This window comes from Bradyrhizobium sp. RP6, from assembly GCF_003837805.1.
GTDB lineage: Bacteria > Pseudomonadota > Alphaproteobacteria > Rhizobiales > Xanthobacteraceae > Bradyrhizobium.
The window spans coordinates 40299-62477 of sequence record NZ_RQIT01000026.1 but is presented as its reverse complement, the minus strand read 5'-3'; the positions used below and the strand labels follow the sequence as shown (position 1 = coordinate 62477).

General features: G+C 64.4%; 16 protein-coding genes. 6 read left to right on the top strand and 10 right to left on the bottom strand.

All coding sequences use genetic code 11. The features are described from left to right. Positions 1-148: 148 nt before the first annotated feature. On the top strand, positions 149-1138 hold the full coding sequence (locus EHH60_RS31625) for an SPFH domain-containing protein (protein ID WP_124163255.1): 990 nt from the start codon (positions 149-151) through the stop codon (positions 1136-1138). Positions 1139-1163: 25 nt separating this feature from the next. Further along, positions 1164-1607 (top strand): NfeD family protein, encoded by a 444-nt coding sequence (locus tag EHH60_RS31620; protein ID WP_124163254.1) that lies wholly within the window; start codon positions 1164-1166, stop codon positions 1605-1607. A 34-nt stretch (positions 1608-1641) separates the two neighbouring features. On the opposite strand, the gene EHH60_RS31615 is transcribed toward EHH60_RS31620, so the two are convergent. Next, positions 1642-1968 (bottom strand): winged helix-turn-helix transcriptional regulator, encoded by a 327-nt coding sequence (locus EHH60_RS31615; protein ID WP_124163253.1) that lies wholly within the window; start codon positions 1966-1968, stop codon positions 1642-1644. Between the two features lie 72 nt (positions 1969-2040). On the opposite strand from EHH60_RS31615, the gene EHH60_RS31610 reads away from it, so the two are divergent. Beyond that, positions 2041-2598 carry a carboxymuconolactone decarboxylase family protein gene (locus tag EHH60_RS31610; RefSeq protein WP_124163252.1) on the top strand — a complete coding sequence of 186 codons (558 nt, stop codon included), beginning with the start codon at positions 2041-2043 and terminating at the stop codon, positions 2596-2598. A 147-nt stretch (positions 2599-2745) separates the two neighbouring features. Here EHH60_RS31610 and EHH60_RS31605 read toward each other — a convergent pair whose 3' ends face one another. Beyond that, positions 2746-3753 carry a KpsF/GutQ family sugar-phosphate isomerase gene (locus EHH60_RS31605; protein WP_199752284.1) on the bottom strand — a complete coding sequence of 336 codons (1008 nt, stop codon included), beginning with the start codon at positions 3751-3753 and terminating at the stop codon, positions 2746-2748. A gap of 191 nt (positions 3754-3944) precedes the next feature. Between EHH60_RS31605 and EHH60_RS31600 the strand changes: the two genes are divergently transcribed. Continuing rightward, complete coding sequence (locus EHH60_RS31600; protein ID WP_124163250.1) at positions 3945-5687, top strand: outer membrane beta-barrel protein; 1743 nt, start codon at positions 3945-3947, stop codon at positions 5685-5687. 34 nt (positions 5688-5721) lie between these two features. On the opposite strand, the gene EHH60_RS31595 is transcribed toward EHH60_RS31600, so the two are convergent. The 4 genes from EHH60_RS31595 to EHH60_RS37780 all read right to left on the bottom strand — a co-directional run bounded on the left by EHH60_RS31595 (position 5722) and on the right by EHH60_RS37780 (position 13784). Further along, positions 5722-6765, bottom strand: a complete 1044-nt coding sequence (locus tag EHH60_RS31595; protein WP_124163249.1) for a HEPN domain-containing protein — start codon at positions 6763-6765, stop codon at positions 5722-5724. 196 nt (positions 6766-6961) lie between these two features. Further along, positions 6962-8413, bottom strand: a complete 1452-nt coding sequence (locus EHH60_RS31590; protein WP_124163248.1) for a glutamate synthase subunit beta — start codon at positions 8411-8413, stop codon at positions 6962-6964. 145 nt (positions 8414-8558) lie between these two features. Then, positions 8559-13292 (bottom strand): glutamate synthase large subunit, encoded by a 4734-nt coding sequence (gene gltB / locus EHH60_RS31585; protein WP_124163247.1) that lies wholly within the window; start codon positions 13290-13292, stop codon positions 8559-8561. Between the two features lie 315 nt (positions 13293-13607). After that, entirely contained in the window at positions 13608-13784 is a 177-nt protein-coding gene (locus EHH60_RS37780) for a hypothetical protein (RefSeq protein ID WP_199752282.1), read from the bottom strand. Between EHH60_RS37780 and EHH60_RS37775 the strand changes: the two genes are divergently transcribed. Then, positions 13783-14538 carry a hypothetical protein gene (locus tag EHH60_RS37775; protein WP_199752281.1) on the top strand — a complete coding sequence of 252 codons (756 nt, stop codon included), beginning with the start codon at positions 13783-13785 and terminating at the stop codon, positions 14536-14538. The two genes, EHH60_RS37780 and EHH60_RS37775, sit on opposite strands and share 2 nt — an antisense overlap. A 95-nt stretch (positions 14539-14633) precedes the next feature. On the opposite strand, the gene EHH60_RS31575 is transcribed toward EHH60_RS37775, so the two are convergent. Both EHH60_RS31575 and EHH60_RS31570 read right to left on the bottom strand, forming a co-directional pair. Next, complete coding sequence (locus EHH60_RS31575; RefSeq protein ID WP_124163245.1) at positions 14634-15404, bottom strand: alpha/beta fold hydrolase; 771 nt, start codon at positions 15402-15404, stop codon at positions 14634-14636. Positions 15405-15600: 196 nt separating this feature from the next. Next, the gene (locus EHH60_RS31570) at positions 15601-16065 is read right to left on the bottom strand and encodes an Hsp20 family protein (protein ID WP_199752279.1); all 465 of its coding nucleotides are present in this window, start codon (positions 16063-16065) and stop codon (positions 15601-15603) included. Between the two features lie 205 nt (positions 16066-16270). Here EHH60_RS31570 and EHH60_RS31565 point away from each other — a divergent pair, with 205 nt between their 5' ends. Further along, positions 16271-17218 carry an alpha/beta fold hydrolase gene (locus EHH60_RS31565; RefSeq protein WP_124163243.1) on the top strand — a complete coding sequence of 316 codons (948 nt, stop codon included), beginning with the start codon at positions 16271-16273 and terminating at the stop codon, positions 17216-17218. 60 nt (positions 17219-17278) lie between these two features. On the opposite strand, the gene EHH60_RS31560 is transcribed toward EHH60_RS31565, so the two are convergent. Continuing rightward, positions 17279-20086, bottom strand: a complete 2808-nt coding sequence (locus EHH60_RS31560; protein WP_124163242.1) for a di-heme-cytochrome C peroxidase — start codon at positions 20084-20086, stop codon at positions 17279-17281. 174 nt (positions 20087-20260) lie between these two features. After that, positions 20261-22057: an adenylate/guanylate cyclase domain-containing protein gene (locus tag EHH60_RS31555; RefSeq protein ID WP_199752275.1), complete on the bottom strand. Its 1797-nt coding sequence runs from the start codon at positions 22055-22057 to the stop codon at positions 20261-20263. Positions 22058-22179 lie beyond the last annotated feature (122 nt).

The window sequence follows — 22179 nt, the reverse complement described above, 5'->3', positions numbered from 1 at the left end:
TGCAAATACATCTCGCGAGCGTTCCCTCTTCGCGCGACTTGTGCAGAATCGCACCCATGCCGAGGTTACGCGCGACCGCTGAACCGGTAAGGTCGCGATCTCGACCAATGACAGCGCGGGAAAAGGGCTCTCCCGCCTTGGAGGATATATGAGCGGTTTCGACATTTTCGCGATTGTTCTGGTATTGCTCGTCATCGTCACGCTGGTGGCCGGCGTGAAGACGGTACCGCAGGGCTATGACTGGACCATCGAACGGTTCGGCAAATACACGCAGACGCTCAGCCCCGGGCTCAATCTGATCGTGCCTTATTTCGATCGCGTCGGACGCAAGATCAACATGATGGAGCAGGTGATCGACATTCCCGAGCAGGAGGTCATCACCAAGGACAACGCCACCGTGACGGTGGACGGCGTCGCCTTCTACCAGGTGTTCGATGCCGCAAAGGCGAGCTACGAGGTCGCCAATCTCAACCAGGGGATCACGGTCCTCACCATGACCAACATCCGGTCGGTGATGGGCTCGATGGACCTCGACCAGGTGCTGTCGCATCGCGACGAGATCAACGAGCGCCTCTTGCGCGTCGTCGACGCCGCGGTCTCGCCCTGGGGCGTCAAGGTCAACCGCATCGAGATCAAGGACATCGTGCCGCCGGCCGACCTGGTCGAGGCGATGGGCCGGCAAATGAAGGCTGAGCGGGTCAAGCGCGCCGACATCCTTGCCGCCGAAGGCCAGCGCCAGTCCGAGATCCTGCGCGCCGAGGGCGCCAAGCAGGGCCAGATCCTCCAGGCGGAAGGCCGCAAGGAAGCGGCGTTCCGCGACGCCGAGGCACGCGAGCGTTCGGCGGAGGCCGAGGCGAAGGCCACCCAGATGGTGAGCGAAGCGATTTCAAAGGGCGACGTCGCCGCATTGAACTATTTCATCGCAGACAAGTATATCAAGGCGTTCGGCCAGCTGGCGGACTCGCCGAACCAGAAGGTCATCATGCTTCCGGTCGAAGCGATGAGCATGCTCGGCTCGCTCGCCGGCATCGGCGAGATCGCCAAGGCGACGTTCGGCGAAGGCGCGGTGTCCGCGGCCGCCCGCCGTGGCTCGGTGCCGTCGTCCCGTCCGACGCCGCCGACCGTGCCGCCGCAGTGACGGGATCACCCACAGAGGCCGTATCATGACCGACATGTTCGTATCGCTCGGCACCTGGAACTGGCTGATCTTCGGCTTCGTCCTGATGGCGCTGGAGGTGCTGGCGCCGGGCATCTTCCTGTTCTGGCTCGGACTGGCTGCGCTGCTGGTTGGGCTGATCTCGTTCGCGGTCGGCATCTCCTGGCAGATCCAGCTCGTCATGTTCGCGATCTTCGCCGCCGCCGCGGTGCCGGTGTGGCGCCGGCTCGCCAGGCCGAAGCCGGACGCGAGCGCCAGCCCGTTCCTCAACAAGCGCGCCGAGGCGCTGCTGGGGCGCGAATTCACGCTGGAGAAGCCGATCATCGACGGCAGCGGCACCATGCGTATCGGAGACACGGTGTGGCGCGTTGCCGGTCCGGATACGCCGGCCGGAACGCGGGTGAAGGTGGTGCAAGTTGACGGTGCGAACCTGACGGTCGCCGCGGCGTGATTCTCTTACCCTCCAGGGGAGGGTAAGAGATGTCCTACCTCCTCCACCGCTCCGCAAACCTATGCAGCGGCATGAACGTCTCGCATAATTCCTGCCCCAGCGGCGTCAGCCCGTAACCGCCGCCGTCACCCAGCTCCACGAACCCAGCCTCGCGCAGCTCCGTCAGCCGCGCTTGCAGCACCGTGGGCGAGGCCTCATCGCAGGCGGTGCGTAGCGCACGGGAGGTGAGGGGGCCGTCCCGCAATTCCCACATTATTCGCAGGCTCCAGCGCCGGCCGAGAAGGTCGAGCAGCACCATGATCGGCCGTCCGGTGCGCGAGCCCCGCACCGGACTGGTCTTCGTGTCTGCCTGTTTTGCCATCATCACCCTCTTGCATGGCGCTACGAATAGTGTAGCATCTTGCTACGATAATTGTAGCGATGGAGGCAGCCGATGTCCCAACCCGCGCCACGCATTGCCCCGCTCGCGCCGCCTTATCCCACGGAAATCCAGGCGCAGCTCGATCGTATCATGCGGGGTGCGCCGCCGCTGGTGCTGTTCCGGGTGCTGGCGGGCCACAGCCGCGCCTGGGACAAGTTTCGCGCCGGCGGCCTGCTCGATCCCGGACCGCTCTCCCTGCGCCAGCGCGAAATCGTCATCGACCGCACCTGCGCGCTGACCAGGTGCGAGTATGAATGGGGCGTGCATGTCGCAATCTTCGCCGGGCCGGCAAAGCTCACCGAGGATGAAGTGCGTGCGACGGTGCAGGGCGACGCGGCATCGCCATGCTGGTCGCCGGCCGAGCAGGCGCTGATTGCCGCCGTCGACGCGTTGCATCATCGCGCGACGTTGAGCAACGAGGAATTCGTCGCACTCTCGGCGCATTACGACGAGGCACAGATCCTGGAGATCATGCTCTTGTGCGGCTTCTATCGCACCGTGTCGTATCTGGCCAACGGGCTGCGACTGCCCCTGGAGGAGAACGCGGCGCGGTTTCCGGCGCCGCTCTAATCACCGACATTGCGAGCCACACCCTCGCTGTCATTCCGGGGCACGCGAAGCGTGAACCCGGAATCTCGAGCTTCTCGGGTGCGGGAGCCCGCACCCTAGTTCGATGCTTTGCATCGCCCCGGAATGACTCCGTGGAGAGTGCGTGCCCTACGCCACCCCCGCCCGCAGCAGATCGTGCAGATGCACGATGCCGACCACCTTGCCCGCTTCGGTCACCAGCAGCGTCGTGATCTTGCGGGTGTTCAGCACCTCGATCATTTCGGTCGCGAGCATCGAGGGCGGTACGGTCTTGGGCTGCTTCGTCATGATCTCATCGACCGTCACCGTCAAAAGGTCGGGCCGCATGTGGCGGCGCAGATCGCCGTCGGTGATGATGCCGACGGCCTCGCCCGCATCGTTGACGATGCAGACGCAGCCGAGCCCCTTGGCCGACATCTCGACCACGGCCTCCGACATCTTGGTGCCTTCAGGCTTGACCGGAATCTCGGCGCCGGTGCGCATGTAGTCGCGAACGAATTTCAGCATCGCGCCCAGCTTGCCGCCAGGGTGGAAATGCGCGAATTCCAGCGCTGTGAAGCCGCGGCCTTCGAGCAGCGCGATCGCGATGGCGTCGCCGATCGCAGCCTGCATCAGGGTCGAGGTGGTCGGCGCCAGATTGTGCGGGCAGGCCTCGCGCGCCTTCGGCAACTCGATCACGATGTCGGCGGCCTGACCCAGCGACGAGGCCGCGTTCGATGTCACCGCGATCATGGGAATCGCAAAGCGCGCCGAATAGTTCACGAGGTTCTTCATCTCGGGCTGCTCGCCGGACCAGGACAGCGCCATGATGACGTCGTCGGTGGTGATCATGCCGAGGTCGCCATGGCCGGCTTCGGCGGCGTGCACGAAGAAGGCGGGCGTGCCGGTCGAGGCCAGCGTCGCCGCGATCTTGCGGCCCATGTGTCCGGACTTGCCGAGCCCGGTGACGATGACGCGACCCTTGGCGTTGCGGATCAGGTCGACGGCCTTCGCGAACGTCGCGCCCAGTGGGCCGCGCAGGGCTGCGGCGAGGGCGTTGATACCGCCGCTCTCGGTCTCCAGCGTGCGGAGCGCGGATTCGACGCTGTCGGGGATGGGGCCGGATGATGCGGTCATCAGCGGTTTCGAGCTCGGCATGGTCTGGTCCAGGGAGGATGGGCGTTCGCCCGTTGGCGCCTGCTTAGCACGCCCCGACAAGCGAGGCGACGAGTGCTCCGACACCCTCAACGGGTCATTAACCATAATTGTTTTAACTCCATTAACGATGGCTCCTGCCGGCCGGCCGGGGCGATCGTGGAAGTGTTTGATTTTGTTGAGGTTGTTCCATCGTGGGGTCGTCTCCAGGCACTGGCCGGAGCAAACGCGAGCATTTCCTGCGCGCGGCTTTGCCATGCCTCGCGCTGACCGCCCTCGGAAGCGGCCCGGCGGCCGCCCAGAACCTCACGCCCGACCTGTTCAATCCCAACCGCGGCGGCTTTGCCGCGCCCGACACGTTGCCGACGCGCCGCACCGCGGGCGTGCCGCAGGCGCCATCGGATGCGTTGCCGACGCTGCCCGATCCCAATGCCGATCCTCGCAAGGCCAGCGAGAGGTCGGCGGCCTCGCGCGTCGGTCAGGTCCCGACCTACGGCCTGCCCGCAGCCACCGGCGCGAGCAGCTCCGGCTACGACTCGCTCAACCGCAAACGGCAGCAGCCAAAGCTTTATCCCGGCCAGCCGAAGCCGAAGCGCGCGGCCGGTCCGGGCTCGAAGGCCCCGCCTGCAACACCGGAGCGCACGCTCACTCCGCCGCGCATCGCGCCGCCGCCCTCCGAGACCGCACACAAGGTCCCGGTGCCGCCGGCGATGGCGGGCAACGTGCCTGGCCAGCCGCTGCGCCGCCGCCTGAGGGCCGATGAGGATCCGTTTGGTGCCGTCGGCGATTATGCCGGCAGCTTCCTGATCAAGGGCGGGCTCGAACTCTCCGCGGGCTACGACACCAATCCGACGCGCCTCAACAAGCCTGTCGGTTCGCCGGCCTATGTGATCGCGCCGGATCTGCTCGTGGTGTCCGATTGGGAGCGCCATGCGCTGGTCGCCGATCTGCGCGGCTCGTTCTCGGGCTACACCAACAACATGCCGGCGACGATCGACGGCCTCGCCTCGCCGTCGCCGGTCGAGGCCAACCGTCCCGATTTCACCGGCCATGTCGATGGCCGGCTCGACGTCACCCGCGACTTCAAGCTTCTCTCGCAGCTGCGCCTGCGGCTCGCCACCGACAATCCGGGCAGCCCGAACGTGCAGGCCGGCCTGCAGAAATATCCGGTCTATGCCGCCTATGGCACGACGATCGGCTTCGACCAGACCTTTAATCGCTTCCAGGTCTCCGCCGGCGCCACCATCGATCGCACCGCCTACACGGATTCGAAGCTCACCGACGGCTCGATCTTCCCCAACACCGACCGCGACTTCAACCAGTATGGCGGCGTCGGGCGCTTCTCCTATGATCTGAAGCCCGGCCTGAAGCCGTTCGTCGAAATTGAAGGCGACACCCGCGTCCACGACCAGGCCGCCGACCGCAATGGTTATTTCCGCGACTCGAACGGCGGCTACGCCAAGGTCGGCTCGTCCTTCGAGTTCTCGCGCATCCTCACCGGCGAGATCTCGGTCGGCTATTCCGCGCGCAACTATACCGACCCGCGTCTCAGCCAGCTCTCCGGCTTCCTCACCACGGGCTCCCTGATCTGGAATGCCAGCGGCCTCACCACGGTGAAGCTCTTCACCGACACGCAGATCAACGAGACCACGATCCCCGGCTCCTCCGGCGTCCTGGTGCGCACCTACGCCGCCGAAGTCGACCACGACTTCCGCCGCTGGCTCACCGCGGTCGGCAAGTTCACCTACGGCACGTACGACTACCAGAACCAGGGTCGCAACGACAAAACCTACTCACTCGAAGGCAACCTGATCTACAAGCTCAACCGCAACATCTGGGTCAAGGGCACGCTGCGCCACGACATCCTGGATTCGAACGTGGCGAGCGCGAGTTCGCAAGGCACGGTGGTGCTGCTGGGGGTGAGGCTGCAGAATTGATCCGTGCCACTTAGTTCGTATGGTTGGCTATTTGTTAACCGATCTTGGAGCCGTCCAGTCGTTCGCTAAAGATCGGATATCTCCATCCGCGTGCTATGGTTTCTTGTATGGCTGCTAGCAGCAAAGCTAGCCCAAACTCAGCGGTCTCAGATATTCTAAGCCGATGATCGTCGATCGCCTTGTCCAAAACCTCGTTTTGCATTGGGTGTGCAATCTCAAATCCACCGTGAACAATCGCGCTTCTTGTGTTGTAGAGTTCGCGAAATTCTCGACGAACAATTTTGGCTTGAGTATCGTCTAAATTGAATAGCAAAATTATCCGTTGAACCAGCGATGAGAAATTCTCGCCTGCTCTTGTTTGAAACAGACTCTCAAAAGCGTAAAAGAGCCAGATGACGATCATTGGGTCCGTGTCTATTTTGGATATGTGCAGCAGAGCGAAAAGGGCCCTCTCCATAGGATTTTGGGGGATCTGTCGAATGTCGGAACGAACAGAATCGTACCAGCGGACTGTTTGGGCTAGCGGCAATGTTCTAATTTGTTGCCACTCCTTTTCTAGCGTCCCCACAACGGCGATATCAAAATAAAAACCCGATAGCGGAATGTCTCTCTCGAAGCTGCCTCCAACAAGCTGGCCGCGATAGAAATCACAGCAGCCAGGTGCAGAGACGTTGAGGATCGCGAAGAAATCGTACAGGTAGGATTCTATTACGCTGGTGGCGAGATTTTTCGCAGCCTCTTCGGAGACTTCGTCTCCTTGCATCTCCGTGGTGATTTCGATCTCGGTGCTCCGCTCAGGGAAGCCTTCAAGAATCGAACGCAATTCCGCTTTGCTGGCTGCTCCTTTCTGTAAACGCTTCATTACGTTGTAATGCTTCTCTTGCTTCCGCAGGATTGGCATCCAATTGGCTTCGATCCTGACCGTGCAGTTCTGCACTTTCATTGTTCGCGCACTCAGCAGGCTAAGTGCCGATTGCCACACGCGGATATGTTCTGGTTCTAGCTTTTCCCAACCCTCATCGGTTGTCGAACGTCCGTAGCTTCCAATCCGGAATGTGTGCTTGGATGTGAGCGGCATCGAATGATCGTCGCGGTTAGCAGCTGGCCTGGGTAAATACGGCACAAATGTGCATCGTGAACCGCCTCGCGTCTAGTTGTGCGGCGTGACCATTCCGCCTGGCCGAGCGTACGAAGCACGACGGCCACGGCCTTAAAAAAATCGCCCGCTTTCGCGGGCGATGACATCGTTCGTAAATCTAGCAGCGGAGCGAGAACTACCGCGGCAGATCCGTCTTCCCCATCAGGAACGTGTCGATCGACCTTGCGCATAGCCGGCCCTCGCGGATCGCCCACACCACCAGCGACTGGCCGCGGCGCATGTCGCCGGCGGTGAACACGTTCGGGCGCGAGGTCTGGTAATCCAGCGTGTTGGCCTTGACGTTGCCGCGCGGGTCGAGGTCGACCGCGAGCAGCTTGAGCAGGCCTTCGTGCACGGGATGGACGAAGCCCATCGCGAGCAGGACGAGGTCGGCGTCGAGCTCGAACTCGGTGCCGGGAAGCGGCTTGAACTTGTCGTCGACGCGCACGCAGTGCAGCTTCTTGACCTTGCCGTTCTCGCCGGAGAACTTCTGGGTCAGCACGGCATATTCGCGGATTGCGCCTTCGGCCTGGCTCGAGGATGTCCGCATCTTCAGCGGCCAGTTCGGCCAGGTCAGACCCTTGTTCTCGCGCTCGGGGGGCGCGGGCATGATCTCGAGCTGGGTCACCGACAGCGCGCCCTGGCGCAGCGAGGTGCCGATGCAGTCGCTTCCCGTGTCGCCGCCGCCGATGACGACCACGTGCTTGCCGCCGGCCAGGATCTCCTGGACGCCGCCGAGCGGCTCCTCGGAGACGCGGCGGTTCTGCTGCGGCAGGAAATCCATGGCGTAGTGGATGCCGGCGAGGTCGCGGCCGGGGATCGGCAGGTCGCGCGGGGCTTCCGCGCCGCCGGTCAGCGCCACCGCGTCGTACTGGTTGAGCATCTCGCGCGGATCGACATTGCCCTCGGCGCCGACATGGCTGTTGTAGTGGAACGTGACGCCTTCGGCTTCCATCTGCGCCACACGGCGGTCGATGATGCCCTTCTCCATCTTGAAGTCGGGGATGCCGTAACGCAGCAGTCCGCCGGCCTTGGCGTACTTCTCGTAGACATGGACGTCGTGGCCGGCGCGCGCCAGCTGCTGCGCGCAGGCCATGCCGGCCGGGCCGGAGCCGATCACCGCGACCTTCTTGCCGGTCTTGTGGGCGGCGATCTCCGGCTTCAGCCAGCCATTGTCCCAGGCGCGGTCGACGATCGCGCATTCGATGGTCTTGATGGTGACGGGGTTGTCGTCGATGTTGAGCGTGCAGGACGCCTCACACGGCGCCGGGCAGATGCGGCCCGTGAACTCCGGGAAATTGTTGGTCGAGTGCAGATTGCGCGAGGCCTCTTCCCAATTGTCCTGATAGACGAGGTCGTTCCAGTCCGGGATCTGGTTGTTGACCGGGCAGCCGGGCGTGCCGGGCGCCACCGAGCCGGTGCCGTGGCAATAGGGGATGCCGCAATTCATGCAGCGCGCGGCCTGGTCGCGCAGCTCCTTCTCGGAGAGCGGAACGACGAATTCCTTGTAATGCTTCACGCGCTCGGCGACCGGGGTGTACTTGCGGTCGTGCCGTTCGATTTCCAGAAAACCCGTGATCTTGCCCATTAAACCCGAAGTCCCTGCCGCTTAAGTTCGTCTTGTTGTTTGCTCACCGTCATTGCGAGGAGCGAAGCGACGGAGCAATCCAGTCTTTTTCCGTGGAGAGATTCTGGATTGCTTCGCTTCGCTAGCAATGACGAGGTGTAATGCCTTACGCCCCGATCGCGATTTTCGGCTCGGCGTCCGCGTTGGCGGCCATCTCGCGCAGCGCGCGCCGGTACTCGACCGGCATCACCTTGCGGAATTTGGGCAGCCATTCCTTCCATTTGGCGAGGATGTCGGCGGCGCGCTTGGAGCCGGTCGCCTTGGCATGGCGCGAGATCAGGACGTGCAGGCGCTCGACATCGGAGGCGAGCAGGTTCCTGAACACGTCGACCCGGCCGTGCGCCTCGAGATCACCGGAATGGTGATAGGTGCCGGCGTTGATCAGCTCCTCCGACAGCACCGGCTCGAGCTCGACCATGCTGAGGTTGCACAGCTTGTCGAAGTCGCCAGCCTCGTCCAGCACATAGGCGATGCCGCCGGACATGCCGGCCGCGAAGTTGCGCCCGGTCTTGCCGAGCACGACCACGATGCCGCCGGTCATGTATTCGCAGCAATGATCGCCGGCGCCTTCGACCACCGCGACGGCGCCGGAATTGCGCACGGCAAAACGTTCGCCGGCGATGCCGCGGAAGTAGCATTCGCCCTCGATCGCGCCGTACATCACGGTGTTGCCGACGATGATGCTCTCTTCCGGCACGATCGCGGAGTTCTTCGGCGGCTTGACGATGATCTTGCCGCCCGAGAGGCCCTTGCCGACATAGTCGTTGCCTTCACCCTCGAGCTCGAAGGTGACGCCGTGGGCGAGCCACGCGCCGAAGGCCTGCCCGGCGGTGCCCTTGAGGCTGACATGGATCGTGTCGTGCGGCAGGCCGGCATGGCCGTAGATCTTGGCCACCGCGCCCGACAGCATGGCGCCGGCGGAGCGGTTGGTGCTGTTGATCGCGGCCTCGATCTTCACCGGCGCGCCGCGGTCGAGCGCGGGCTGCGCCCGCTCGATCAGCGTGCGGTCGAGCACCGCCTCCAGATGATGGTTCTGGCGCTCGGAATGATAGATCTTCTGGCCCTTCTCTTCCTTCTGCTTGAGGAAGAGCTTGGAGAAATCGAGGCCCTTGGCCTTCCAGTGCGCGACCAGCTTGGTCTGGTCGAGCAGCTGCACCTGGCCGACCATCTCGTTGAAGGTGCGGAAGCCGAGGCTCGCCATGATCTCGCGGACTTCCTCGGCAACGAAGAAGAAGTAGTTGATCACGTGCTCGGGCTGGCCGGTGAAGCGCTTGCGCAGGACGGGGTCCTGCGTCGCGACGCCGACCGGGCAGGTGTTGAGATGGCACTTGCGCATCATGATGCAGCCGGCCGCGATCAAGGGCGCAGTGGCAAAGCCGAACTCGTCGGCGCCGAGCAGCGCGCCGATCACGACGTCACGGCCGGTACGGAAGCCGCCGTCCACCTGAACCACGATGCGGCTGCGCAGCCGTTCGCGCACCAGCGTCTGATGGGTTTCGGCGAGGCCGATCTCCCACGGCGAGCCAGCGTGCTTGATCGAGGTCAGCGGCGAAGCACCCGTGCCGCCCTCGAAGCCCGCGATGGTGACATGGTCGGCGCGCGCCTTGGCAACGCCCGCGGCCACCGTGCCGACGCCGATCTCGGAGACGAGCTTGACCGAAACGTCGCCCGTCGGGTTGACGTTCTTGAGGTCGTAGATGAGCTGCGCCAGATCCTCGATCGAGTAGATGTCGTGGTGCGGCGGCGGCGAGATCAGGCCGACGCCCGGCGTCGAGTGCCGGACCTTTGCGATGGTCGCGTCGACCTTGTGGCCGGGCAGCTGGCCGCCTTCGCCGGGCTTGGCGCCTTGCGCCATCTTGATCTGCATCATGTCGGAGTTGACGAGATACTCCGTGGTGACGCCGAAGCGGCCCGAGGCGACCTGCTTGATCGCCGAGCGCATGGAATCGCCGTTCGGCATCGGCTTGAAGCGGTCGGCTTCCTCGCCGCCTTCGCCGGTGTTCGACTTGCCGCCGATCCGGTTCATGGCGATCGCGAGCGTGGTGTGAGCCTCGCGCGAGATCGAGCCGAAACTCATCGCGCCCGTGGCGAAGCGCCTGACGATATCCTTGGCCGGCTCGACCTGGTCGAGCGGGATGGGCTTGCGCTTCTCCTCCTCCGCGCTCTTGATCCGGAACAGGCCTCGCAGCGTCAGCAGGCGCTCGGACTGCTCGTTCAGGATCTTGGCGAAGGCGCGGTAGCGCTCCTGCGAATTGCCGCGCGCGGCGTGCTGGAGCAGCGACACAGACTCGGCGGTCCAGGCATGGTCCTCGCCGCGGCTGCGATAGGCATATTCGCCGCCGACGTCGAGCGCGGTCTTGTAGACCTGCGCCTCGCCGAACGCATCGGCATGGCGGCGCACGGCTTCTTCCGCGATCTCGGCCAAGCCGACGCCCTCGACCCGGGTATGCGTGCCCGCGAAGAACTTCGACACGAAGTCGGCCTTGAGGCCGACCGCGTCGAAGATCTGCGCGCCGCAATAGGACTGGTAGGTCGAGATGCCCATCTTGGACATCACCTTGAGCAGGCCCTTGCCGATCGACTTGATGTAGCGCTTGACGATCTCGTAGTCGTCGAGCGAGCCGGGCAGCCGGTCCTTCATCGCGATGATGGTCTCGAACGCCAGATAAGGATTGATCGCTTCGGCGCCGTAGCCGGCGAGGCAGGCGAAGTGATGCACTTCGCGCGGCTCGCCGGATTCGACGACGAGACCGACCGAGGTGCGCAGTCCGACGCGGATCAGATGATGATGCACGGCGGCGCAGGCCAGCAGTGCCGGGATCGGCACCCGGTCGGTGCCGACCATGCGGTCGGACAGGATGATGATGTTGACGCCCTCGCGCACCGCGCTTTCGGCGCGCGCGCAGAGTTCGTCGAGCACTTGGTCCATGCCGGCCGCGCCGAGCCCGGCATGGAAGGTGGTGTCGAGCGTGCGCGACTTGAAATGAGACTCCGCCACGTCCGAGATCGAGCGGATCTTTTCCAGATCCGCATCGGTCAGGATCGGCTGGCGCACCTCGAGGCGCTTGGTCGTGGCCATGCCCTGGAGGTCGAATAGGTTCGGCCGCGGTCCGATGATGGAGACGAGGCTCATCACCAGCTCCTCGCGGATCGGGTCGATCGGCGGGTTGGTGACCTGCGCGAAGTTCTGCTTGAAGTAGGTGAACAGCGGCTTGGCCCTGTCCGACAGCGCCGAGATCGGCGTGTCGTTGCCCATCGATCCCGCGGCTTCCTCGCCCGTGGCCGCCATCGGCGTCATCAGGATGGTGATGTCTTCCTGGCTGTAGCCGAACGCCTGCTGGCGATCGAGCAGCGACAGGTTGGAGCGCACGCCGGTGGTCGCAACCTTCGGCAGCTCCTCCAGCACGATCTGGGTCCGCTCCAGCCACTCCTTGTAGGGATGGCTCTTGGCGAGCTCGGCCTTGATCTCGTCGTCCGGGATCAGGCGTCCCTGTTCGAGGTCGACCAGCAGCATCTTGCCCGGCTGCAGGCGCCACTTGGTGATGATCTGGTCCTCGGGGATGGTCAGCACGCCCATCTCGGACGCCATCACGATGCGGTCGTCCTTGGTGACGAGATAGCGCGCGGGCCTGAGGCCGTTGCGGTCGAGCGTGGCGCCGATCTGGCGGCCGTCGGTGAAGGCGATCGCGGCGGGGCCGTCCCACGGCTCCATCAGCGCGGCATGATATTCGTAGAAGGCGCGGCGCTTCTCATCCATCAAGGGATTGCCGGCCCACGCCTCCGGAATCATCATCATCACGGCGTGTGGCAGCGAGTAGCCGCCCTGCACCAGGAATTCGAGCGCGTTGTCGAAGCAGGCGGTGTCGGACTGGCCCTCATAGGAGATCGGCCAGAGCCGGTTGATGTCCTTGCCGTAGAGCTCGGAGCTGACCGAAGCCTGGCGCGCCGCCATCCAGTTGGTGTTGCCGCGCAGCGTGTTGATCTCGCCGTTATGCGCGATCATGCGGTAGGGATGCGCCAGCGACCAGGCCGGGAAGGTATTGGTCGAGAAGCGCTGGTGGACGAGGGCCAGCGCGCTCTCGAAGTCCTTCTCGTGCAGGTCGGGATAGTACTTGCCGAGCTGGTCGGCGAGGAACATGCCCTTGTAGATCACGGTGCGGCAGGACATCGAGCAAGGATAATAGCCCGCAAGGCCGCGGTCGCGGCGCTGGTAGATCGCCTGCGAGATCGACTTGCGCAGGATGTAGAGCCGGCGCTCGAATTCGTCCTCGGTCTTGGCGGTGCCGTTGCGGCCGATGAACACCTGCATGCAGGCGGGCTCGGTCGGCTTCACGGTGACGCCGAGCGAGGAATTGTCGGTCGGCACGTCGCGCCAGCCGAGCAGGGTCAGGCCCTCTTCCCTGATCTGGTCGGCGATGATGCTCTTGATGACATTGCGCCAGGCGGTGTCGCGCGGCATGAACAGCGCGCCGATGGCGTATTCGCCGGGACCCGGCAGCGCAAAGCCGAGCTCCTTGGCCTTGCGGCTGAAGAAGGCGTGCGGGATCTGCACCAGGATGCCGGCGCCGTCACCGGCGCGCGGGTCGGCACCGACGGCGCCGCGATGCTCGAGATTGCAGAGGATGCTCAGCGCGTCCGAGACGATCTCGTGCGACTTCTTGCCCTTGATGTTGGCGATGAAGCCGACACCGCAGGAATCCTTCTCCAGGCTCGGATCGTAGAGGCCCTCGGCTTTGGGACGCGAATTGTGTTCCTGAATCGGGTCAGTCGTTTTCGAGGCGACCGTCGCCGACAGCTCTTCTGCCACGATGTTTGCGCGCTCGAATTGCGACCCGTTCATTGCTCTGTCCTCTCCATGCGGCAAGCTGCCTCACCGCCACCTTCGGCGCACCTTGGGCGTCCCGCGGCACCCGCTTCTGGGCCACCGCTCGTCCGCTGCGAGCCGCATTTTCTTAAATTCAGGCCTAGGCGCTCTTCGTCCCCGAGAACGGCTTTGCCTGGTACCTTGCCGACGCTCGAGAGCATCGGTTTTCGCTGCAATCCCTGTGCCGGAACCGCAAGCAAAATTGAGACAGTCTTCCTGTCCTAACCATCACCTTGCCAAATTTTTGTCTAGCACACAAGCGTGCGGAAGTCCCGATTCCCGATATGTCAATCAATCGCTTTCCAAAAGTTGCGCGGCCCCGGTTTTGAAGCAAACGCGCCGCGATCCGGCCCCGCGCGCGCCGAAATCCGCAACGAAGCTTCGGATCAACCCTTCGGAAGGCGCGCCACGCCGCGAGAAGCGAAAGAGGGCGGCCATCGGGGGGTCTGACAGGAGCGTCTCGACCATGAAATTTTTCACAGGATGTGTGGCCGCCGCAGCGCTGGTGCTGGCCGCAAGCGCGGGCCATGCCCAGGTTCCCGCCAGCGGTATCGCGAGAGGGGCTGTGATCGCGGTGTCGGATTTCGACGCCCCCTACGCGCCGGAGGCTGTCCCGCCGTCCCCGCGTTACGGTTACGGCTATGGCTACGAGGAACGCAGTCCGGCGCTGGTGTTGTTGCCATCAACCGAGGTCTACGCGGTGCTGCGCGAAAACGGCTTCTTACCGCTCGGCATCCCGCGCCTGCGCGGCAGCGTCTACACCATCGCGGTGATCGACCGCCGCGGCGACGATGGCCGGCTGGTGATCGACGCCCGCGACGGCCGGATCATCCGCTTCATGCCCGCCGCTGACGCCTACGGCATGGCGCCCGCCTATGACGAACGCGCGGTCGCGCCTTACGGTCCGCAAAGCGCGCTGCCGCCGCCGACCGCGATCCGCAGCGGCCCGCCGCGCCCGCCGGCTCCGATCCCGCATGTGGCAAGCCGCGCCGTGCCGCTGCCCAAGGCCGCCCCGCGGCGCGCCGAGACGCCGGTCGCTGCCGCGAAGCCGGCCGCGCCGGTAGCGCAGCAGGCTCAAGCACCGCAGGCCCAGCCTTCGCAGCAAGCGGCCGCCGTGCAGGCCAAGCCCGCCGAGGCCGCTGCGCCCACAATTGGTCAGGCCAACCCCGCGGCGACGATTCTGCCGACGCAGGAGATGCCGGCCGTGCAGGGGCTGGATTAGGGCGACGCGAGTTTGACGCGGTGGCGCGAGCCACGCCAATGGTCTCAAAAAGCGCCCGAAAATCTCGGGCGCTTTGGCAGTACGGCGATCGCCGCTCAGCTTCGCGGATACCCCGCCGCCTCCAGGATCAGATTCGCGACTTCCTTCGGATGCGACACCAGCGAGAGATGGCCGGCATCGAGCTCGATCGTGGTGGCGTTCATGCGCTTGGCGAGGAAGCGCTCGAAATCGGGGTTGATGGTGTAATCGTTCTTCGACACCGCGTACCAGCTCGGCTTGGCGTGCCACGCCGCTTCCGTGGTGCGGCCGGCGAAGATCGAGGCCGCCGTGGGCCATTGCACCGCATAGAGCTCCCTGGCCTGCTCCGGTTTCACGCCATTGGCGAAGTATTTCAGGAAGGCGTCTTCCGAGAGCTTGGTGTAGCCGTCGCGCTCGACGATGCCCGCGCGCGCGGGCCCGGTCGGAAACTGCTTCGACAGCGCCACGAAATCCTCGTTCGCATCGGGCGCGCGGGCGGCGACGTAGACGAGCCCGGTGACCTTCGGGTCGGTGCCGACCTGGCTGATCACGGTGCCACCCCAGGAATGCGCGACCAGCACGGTCGGCCCGTCCTGGTCGGCCAGCGCACGCTTGGTCGCCTCGATGGAGTCCGCAAGCGACGACAGCGGATTCTGTACGGCGGTGACATGCAGGCCTGCAGCCTGCAGGATCGGGATCACCTCCGACCAGCTCGAGCCGTCGGCCCAGGCGCCGTGCACCAGCACGACGTTCTTCGCCTTCACCGTTTGCGGTGTCTGCGCATGAGCAAGGCCGAGGGGAGCCGCCAAAAGGCTCGCGGCAACGAGAAGGCTGCGCCAGAGTGACATGATCTTTTTCTCCGTCTTGTCTTGTCTTGGGTTCGGTTCTTGGGTTCGGTTCTTGGGTTCGGTTCTTGGGGTCGGTGCCCAAAGGACGGAGGGAGAGACGGCGGCGTTACTCCCCTTCACCGCTCTGTGATGCAATGCACAACGAAAAAGCGCCCCGGGGCACCGGGGCGCTTTTGTAACTTGGAGTTCGCTTGGCTTAGGCGGCTTGCGCGGCCGAGCCCTCGATCACCTGCGCCTTGGCGCCGGCGTTGATCGCGATCTGGCGCGGCTTCTTGGCCTCGGGAATCTCGCGTACGAGGTCGACGTGAAGCAGCCCGTTCTCGAGCGAAGCGTCCTTCACCTGCACGAAGTCGGCAAGCTGGAAGGCACGCTCGAAGGCGCGCGCGGCGATGCCGCGGTAGAGCACTTCAGACTTCGAGTTCTCGTTGGCGACTTTCTCGCCCTTGATCGTCAGCGTGTTTTCCTTCGCGACGATGGAGAGCTCATCCTTGGAGAAGCCGGAGACCGCAACGGTGATGCGGTAGGCGTTCTCGCCGGTGCGCTCGATGTTGTAGGGGGGATAACCGGGGCTGCCGTCCGAACCGGCCTGGTCGAGCAGGTTGAAGAGGCGGTCGAAGCCGACGGTGGAACGATAAAACGGGGTGAGATCATAGGTACGCATGGTCAAGTCCTCCATTGAGCGACTGTTAGGTAACCCGCCCGCCAATCGGGCCGGGCTCATCTCTGTGTGCAGCCTGATGTTCCGGTTCCGAAACACTGGTAGCGGCCTGCACGAAAATGATATGGGTGGAACGAGACGGCGTTCAAGAGGGCGGCATTTGCGCCTTTTCGGCGCTTTAGCCCCTTGATTGCAGTACTTCCCGCCTATGACGCTGGTCTCGATCCCGTCCAATCCGGTTCCCGAAAACGTCGTCAGCGGCACCATCAGGACCCCCGATGGCGCCGAGTTGCGCTTTGCGCGGTGGGCGCCGCCGGCAAACCGCAAGGGCACCGTCTGCGTCTTCACCGGACGCGGCGAGCAGATCGAGAAATATTTCGAGACCGTGCGCGACCTGCGCGACCGCGGCTTTGCGGTGGCGATGATCGACTGGCGCGGGCAGGGCCATTCCTCGCGCCGCCTGCGCGATCCGCGCAAGGGCTATGTGCGCGACTTCTCCGATTTCGAAATCGACGTCGAGACCTTCGTGCAGCAGGTGGTGCTGCCGGATTGCCCGCCGCCGTTCTTCGCGCTCGCCCACTCGATGGGCGGTACGGTGATGCTGCGGGTGGCGCATGCCGGCAAGCGCTGGTTCGACCGCATGGTGCTGTCGGCCCCGATGATCGACCTGCCGGGACGCACCACCTCGTTCCCGGTGCGTGCGCTGCTCAAGACGATGCGCCTGCTCGGGCAGGGCGGCCGCTACGTTCCCGGCGGTAGCGACCGCCTCACCGGGCTCGATCCCTTCATCAACAATCCCCTGACCAGCGATCCCGTGCGCTATGCGCGCAATGCCGCGATCCTGGAGGAGGATCCGACGCTCGGACTGGCGTCACCGACGGTCGCCTGGGCCGATACCGCCTTCCGTGCGATGCACACCTTCAAGCGCGTGAACTACCCCTCCCAGATCCGCCAGCCGATCCTGATGCTGGCGGCCTCCAATGACAGCGTGGTCTCGACCGCGGCGATCGAGGAGTTCGCCTATCACCTGCGCGCCGGCTCCCATCTCGTGATCGCCGGCGCCAAGCACGAGATCCTGCAGGAGCAGGACCGCTACCGCTCCCAGTTCTGGGCGGCCTTCGACGCCTTCGTCCCGGGCACGCCGCTGTTCAAGTGAGCGCTTGAGCGAGGGATCGTGCCACAAGCTCGGCCATGACGAGGGCGAACTCCAGTCGCCCTAGAGCGTCTTCAGATACTCGATCAGGTCGTAGCGCTCCTGCTCCTTGAGCACGCGGCCGATGGTGCCGTCCTTGCCGGGGCCTGGCGTACCGTCGAACGAGTGGCCGGCATTGCTGTTGCCGAACAGTTCGGTGCCATCAGACGCCCGCGTCGAGAAGCGCGACTGCCCGGTCTTGCAGCTCTCGCCGTCGGCGACCGCGAAGCCGACCTGCTTCGGATCGTAGTCGCGGCCACCACCCATGCAGAACGATTTGGGGCGCTCGGCCGCGGGGCTCAGCATCCAGTAGAGCGAAGGGACAGATCCGTTGTGCAGGTAAGGCGCGGTGGCCCAGACGCCATCGAGCGGTCGCGCGCGATACCAGGGCCCCGGCTCGGTCTTGTCGGGCGGCTGCGGACCGGGATTGGGGCAGTTCTTGCGCTTGCCCCACCAGGCTTGCTGAACCTTCGGGTCGATCTTGGCATCGTCCATTGCCTTGCGGGCGACGATGTCGACGAGCACCATCAGGCCAAGCGAATATGGCATGTCGGTCGAAGAAATATCCGGCAGATTGCAATTCCACCAGGCATTGAGGTTCTGGGTGGGATCAAGCTTGAGAAAGCCCGGCACCTGAACCGTGCGCGTCGCCAGCACCCCGGCCTGAGCAGGGTCGGTGCCCATGCCTTTGGCGCTCTTCTGGACCTCGTTCAGGAATTTCTCCTCGCCGATGGTTTCCCACCGTGACGAGGACCAGATGCTTTGGGCCGGAAACTCACTGTCGAATACGGGATCGTTGACCGGACCCAGATGGCATTCGACGCAGAGCTCCGAGTAGAGCTTGCGGCCACGTTTGACGCGGTCGCCATCGATCTTCCAGGCATCATCGCCGAAAATGTCCGACGGCCATTTCGGCGACGTCAGTCCGGAGAGCTGCTTTTTCGGATACGGCGCCGATCCCTTCAGCAGATCCTCGATCCAGTTCAGATTCTTGATGTCCATCGAGGAGCGGAACAGCCTGTCCTTGGGCGTATTGTCGGACAGATTGAGCAGCGCGGTCACGCCCAGCGCTTCGCCGGCGTTGCGGATCAGAGGCTGTTCGATCGAAGCGTCATATTGCGCGTATTTGAGCCAGGGTACCGTCCAGATCGGGGGGAAGCTGACCGGCGCGTCCTTGGCGTGCAGATTCTTTTCGAAGCCGCTGAGGCCGCTAAGCGTCATGTCCTGCGAGAAGACCTGGTTGCCGATGCGGTTGAGCGCATCGAGGCGGCCATAACCTTCCTCGGTGTCCTGCTGCTTCTCTTCCCGCTTCGTCTTCTCGTTGAACCTCGTCTTGCCGCCGATGGTCTTCGCGTAGGTCTTCTCCCAGTCGACCAGGAACGTGCCGATCGCACTCAGGTTCTGCTTCAGTGCGTCGCGGTCCGCATCGCTGGCGGAAGGGCCGAGCACGCGGTCGGCGAAGCGCGTGAAGCGCCCCGGCACGTAGAGCGTGTAGGCGATCGACAGGCCGGTCGTGACCTCGAGCTTCCTCAGATCGGTCATCGCGGGACCGCCGTCGAAGCGGATGTCGATGCCCTTGTAGTGGATCTGGCCGGTGTGGCAGGCGGCGCAGGTCAGGCCGATCCGGTCCTCGCCGATCTGGCCGGTCGCAGGATCGGCTACGCCGGTCATGCGTGCGAAGCCGACGGGCAGGCCGTCGACGTTTTCGGCCTGGGGACCCCAGTTCACCGGCGGATTCCAGAGCCGCGCCGGCACCGGGTTCGTCTTGTCGTAAACGTTGGCATAGCCGAACCGGCGGAGCGTGGCGTTGTCGGTGTTGATCGTCTGCGGGCTCGGGATGAAGCCGAAGCGCTGAAGGTGGTCGCCGTCATGCAGCATCCCGGGCTTTGCGAAGAAATGAAGCCGCGGCTGCTCGAGCGCCATGAACCAGCGATAAGGCACCGGGAAAGTCGCGGTGCCCTGGCTGGCGTGATGAAACCAGTGCCGGTCCTCCAGCGCCCAGTTCTGCTCAAGCCAGTATGCAGCCCTGGGTTCGACGAGCTGCGGCAGTGGCGGCGCCACGAGATCGCCGAGGATGCCGGGAAGCATCGGCTGGAATTGATCGGGAAAGCGCAATGCGACGACGCCAAAGACGAGGAGCGCGGCGACGAGGCCGCCAGCGGCGCGCAAGATCAGCGACGGCGGTTTGACCGGCTGGGCGACAATCCTCTGGGTGATCCTGTCCGGGAATCTGCGCTCGTAGAACAATGTCCTCACCTCGGCCACGCTGAGATAGCGGTCGTCGCCCCGACCCTTGCCCATGATCTTGAGCAGGATCGGCCATTCGAACTTCATCAGGATCGGGTAGTACCAGCGCGCTTGCTTGCCGGCGCGCTTGAGATTGTCTTTCATGAAGGTCTGGATTTGAGAGGCGTTGAGGCCGGTCTCGGTGCCGCCGTCGGGGTCGGCATAGGTGCCGCCGAAACTGGCGAGCCGTGCAATCTCGTCCTCGTTGACGCGACCGTCGACCCCGAGGATGCGCGAGCCGGCACCGAGCTTGTCGAGCGGGCCGCCGCGCAGCGTGTTGAGCTGCGCGCCCCAGAAGATGCTTTGCAGGATGTGACAGGCACCGTTGGCGATCAGTGCGACGCCGCGGACCTGGATGCGGGCCGAGGTCTTCTTCAGCCCGGTCTCGCCGCTTGCATTGGCGATAGTCTGCGACAGGGTCCGGAGTGGGACGGTGCCGCCGTCGACAAAACCTTCGCCGACGAGGCCGCGCAGGAAGGGGCAGGGATTGTTCGGCGAGACCTGGATCGAGGGGTCGAAGGGCGGCTTCGAAGCGCGGTCATGCATGGCCCAAATCCTGAAAACGGCGAGTCTAAAAAAGCAGGCGCGCTGTTAGAGCGCGGAAAGTCCTAACAAACCGACAGGAGGGTATATACTACTTCAGCGTGCAACGAAGTGTGGCTGACTTCACTGTCCTGCCAAAAAAAGCCGGTGTCGGACGGCACTGGCACGGGCAGTTTCTCAGGATTCGGCGGCGCGTTTGACGCCGCCCTGAACCAGGGCGAGCTTGCCCAGCGGCACGCCGGCCTTCAGTAGCCCGTCGCGATAATGGGCGATGTCCTCGGGCCGCTTCCAGTGGAAGTTGCGCAAGTGCCTCTCGACGTTCAGCGCTGGATAGTTTGCCATCAGCACGCGGGCGGCTTCGCTCGCCTCGTCGCTTCGCCCCAGTTGCGCCAATGCCGCGGCGCGGATCGCCAGCGCCTGCATGTGATTCGGGTTGATGTAGAGCTGCTCGCGGGCCCATGACAGCGTCGCGTCATATTGGCGCAGAAGATAATGACTGAACGCGTTCAGCGCCGACCATTGATAGCGCGGGTCGCTGTTGTCGCGTTGCGCGGCCATCGAGAACAGCTCGATCGCCTCGCGGTGCTCGCCGATCATGAAATGACAGATGCCGAGCACGCCGCGCGCGCCATTGTCGTAGGGGTTGAGCGCGACCGCGCGCTTGGCGGCGTCCATCGCCGCCTCATGATGTCCCTCCATCGCATGGGCCCAGGACAGGATCGAGAACGCAAAGGAGGAGCGCGGGTCGAGCCGGACGCTGGTTTCGGCGAGGTTCATTGCCTCGGTCCACATGTCGCGCGTGCCCTTGACCCAGCCGAACTGAATGCTCTGGATCTGGATCGTGGCGAGATAGGCGTGTGCGATCGACAGTTTGGGATCGAGCCGGATGGCCTCACGGAACAGGTCGACGGCGGCGGCCAAGTCCTCCTTGGTCTGCCGGTAATAGTGCGACAGCCCCTTAAGGAAACGGTCCCAGGCGGACACGTCAGTCGAGATCCGCGCCGGTGCCGAGGCCTCGGCACGGACGATCTCGGTGGCGACCGCGGCAGACAGGTTGGTCGTGATCTCGTCCTGCATCGCGAAGAGGTCGCCGATGTCGCGGTCGTAGCGGCCGGTCCAGAGCTGCTCGCCGGTCTCCGGCGCAATCAGCTCGGCCGTGACGCGGATCTTGGCGCCGGCGCGGCGCACGGAGCCCTGGATCAAATAGGTGGCGTCGATCTCGCGTGCGATCAGGCGGGTGCTCGTGTTCTTGCCCTTGAAGGCGAAGGTCGAGTTGCGGCTCAGCACGCGATAGAAGGATTGCAGCGACAGCGCGTGGATCAGGTCCTCGGTGAGGCCATCGGAGAAATATTCATCCTGGGCGTCGCTGAGATTGGCAAAGGGCAGCACGCCGACGATCGCGGTGCGGTACTGCTGCGAGAGGGCGGAGGCTTCCCGGAGCTCGGGGGCAAGCGCCGGCGCGCCCTCGGGCGTCCAGGTCCAGACCCCGACCGCATCCTTGATGTTCTTGAAGCGATGGTTGCCGGCATCGGTCAGCGGCACCGAGAGATGCTTGCTCGCCTCTTTGTAGGCCTTGGCCGAGATCGCGAAGCCGCCGGGGCTCGCCACGGATTCCAGACGGACGGCGATGTTGACATCGTCACCGAAGACCTCGTCCTCGTCGGCGATGACATCGCCCATGTGGATGCCGAGCCGGAACTGCATGGCGCGGTCAGCGGGCAGATGCTGGTTGCGCTCCGCCATCACCGTCTGCATCGCGATCGCCGCCTCGGTGGCGCCGACAATCGAGGCGAACTCGAGCAGGAAGCCGTCGCCGGTGTTCTTCACGACGCGGCCGCCATGATTGAGGATGATGGGGTGGATTGCCGCGCGATGGGCCTTGAAGGCGGCATGGGTGCCGGCCTCGTCGCTTCCCATCATGCGCGAATAGCCGGCGACATCGGCGCAGACGATGGCAGCCAGACGTCTTTCCATATCCGCGAAGCTCCAAGGGAGAGGGGACCGGCCACGGCGTGGCAGTCGCCTCGAGTCCCGCATTTCAAGAACCCTGCCTTTATAAAGCAGATGAGGCCAAGCGAAAGCATGATCCGCATTGC

Excerpts from the sequence above, each read along its gene's own strand:
- EHH60_RS31625 (WP_124163255.1), top strand. The coding sequence starts at position 149 with ATGAGCGGTTTCGACATTTTCGCGATTGTTCTGGTATTGCTCGTCATC.
- EHH60_RS31555 (WP_199752275.1), bottom strand. The coding sequence starts at position 22,057 with ATGGAAAGACGTCTGGCTGCCATCGTCTGCGCCGATGTCGCCGGCTAT.
- EHH60_RS31565 (WP_124163243.1), top strand. The coding sequence starts at position 16,271 with ATGACGCTGGTCTCGATCCCGTCCAATCCGGTTCCCGAAAACGTCGTC.
- EHH60_RS31570 (WP_199752279.1), bottom strand. The coding sequence starts at position 16,065 with ATGCGTACCTATGATCTCACCCCGTTTTATCGTTCCACCGTCGGCTTC.
- EHH60_RS31610 (WP_124163252.1), top strand. The coding sequence starts at position 2,041 with ATGTCCCAACCCGCGCCACGCATTGCCCCGCTCGCGCCGCCTTATCCC.
- EHH60_RS31605 (WP_199752284.1), bottom strand. The coding sequence starts at position 3,753 with ATGCCGAGCTCGAAACCGCTGATGACCGCATCATCCGGCCCCATCCCC.
- EHH60_RS31615 (WP_124163253.1), bottom strand. The coding sequence starts at position 1,968 with ATGGCAAAACAGGCAGACACGAAGACCAGTCCGGTGCGGGGCTCGCGC.
- EHH60_RS31620 (WP_124163254.1), top strand. The coding sequence starts at position 1,164 with ATGACCGACATGTTCGTATCGCTCGGCACCTGGAACTGGCTGATCTTC.
- EHH60_RS37780 (WP_199752282.1), bottom strand. The coding sequence starts at position 13,784 with ATGGTCGAGACGCTCCTGTCAGACCCCCCGATGGCCGCCCTCTTTCGC.
- EHH60_RS31560 (WP_124163242.1), bottom strand. The coding sequence starts at position 20,086 with ATGCATGACCGCGCTTCGAAGCCGCCCTTCGACCCCTCGATCCAGGTC.
- EHH60_RS31575 (WP_124163245.1), bottom strand. The coding sequence starts at position 15,404 with ATGTCACTCTGGCGCAGCCTTCTCGTTGCCGCGAGCCTTTTGGCGGCT.
- EHH60_RS37775 (WP_199752281.1), top strand. The coding sequence starts at position 13,783 with ATGAAATTTTTCACAGGATGTGTGGCCGCCGCAGCGCTGGTGCTGGCC.
- EHH60_RS31595 (WP_124163249.1), bottom strand. The coding sequence starts at position 6,765 with ATGCCGCTCACATCCAAGCACACATTCCGGATTGGAAGCTACGGACGT.
- EHH60_RS31590 (WP_124163248.1), bottom strand. The coding sequence starts at position 8,413 with ATGGGCAAGATCACGGGTTTTCTGGAAATCGAACGGCACGACCGCAAG.
- gltB (WP_124163247.1), bottom strand. The coding sequence starts at position 13,292 with ATGAACGGGTCGCAATTCGAGCGCGCAAACATCGTGGCAGAAGAGCTG.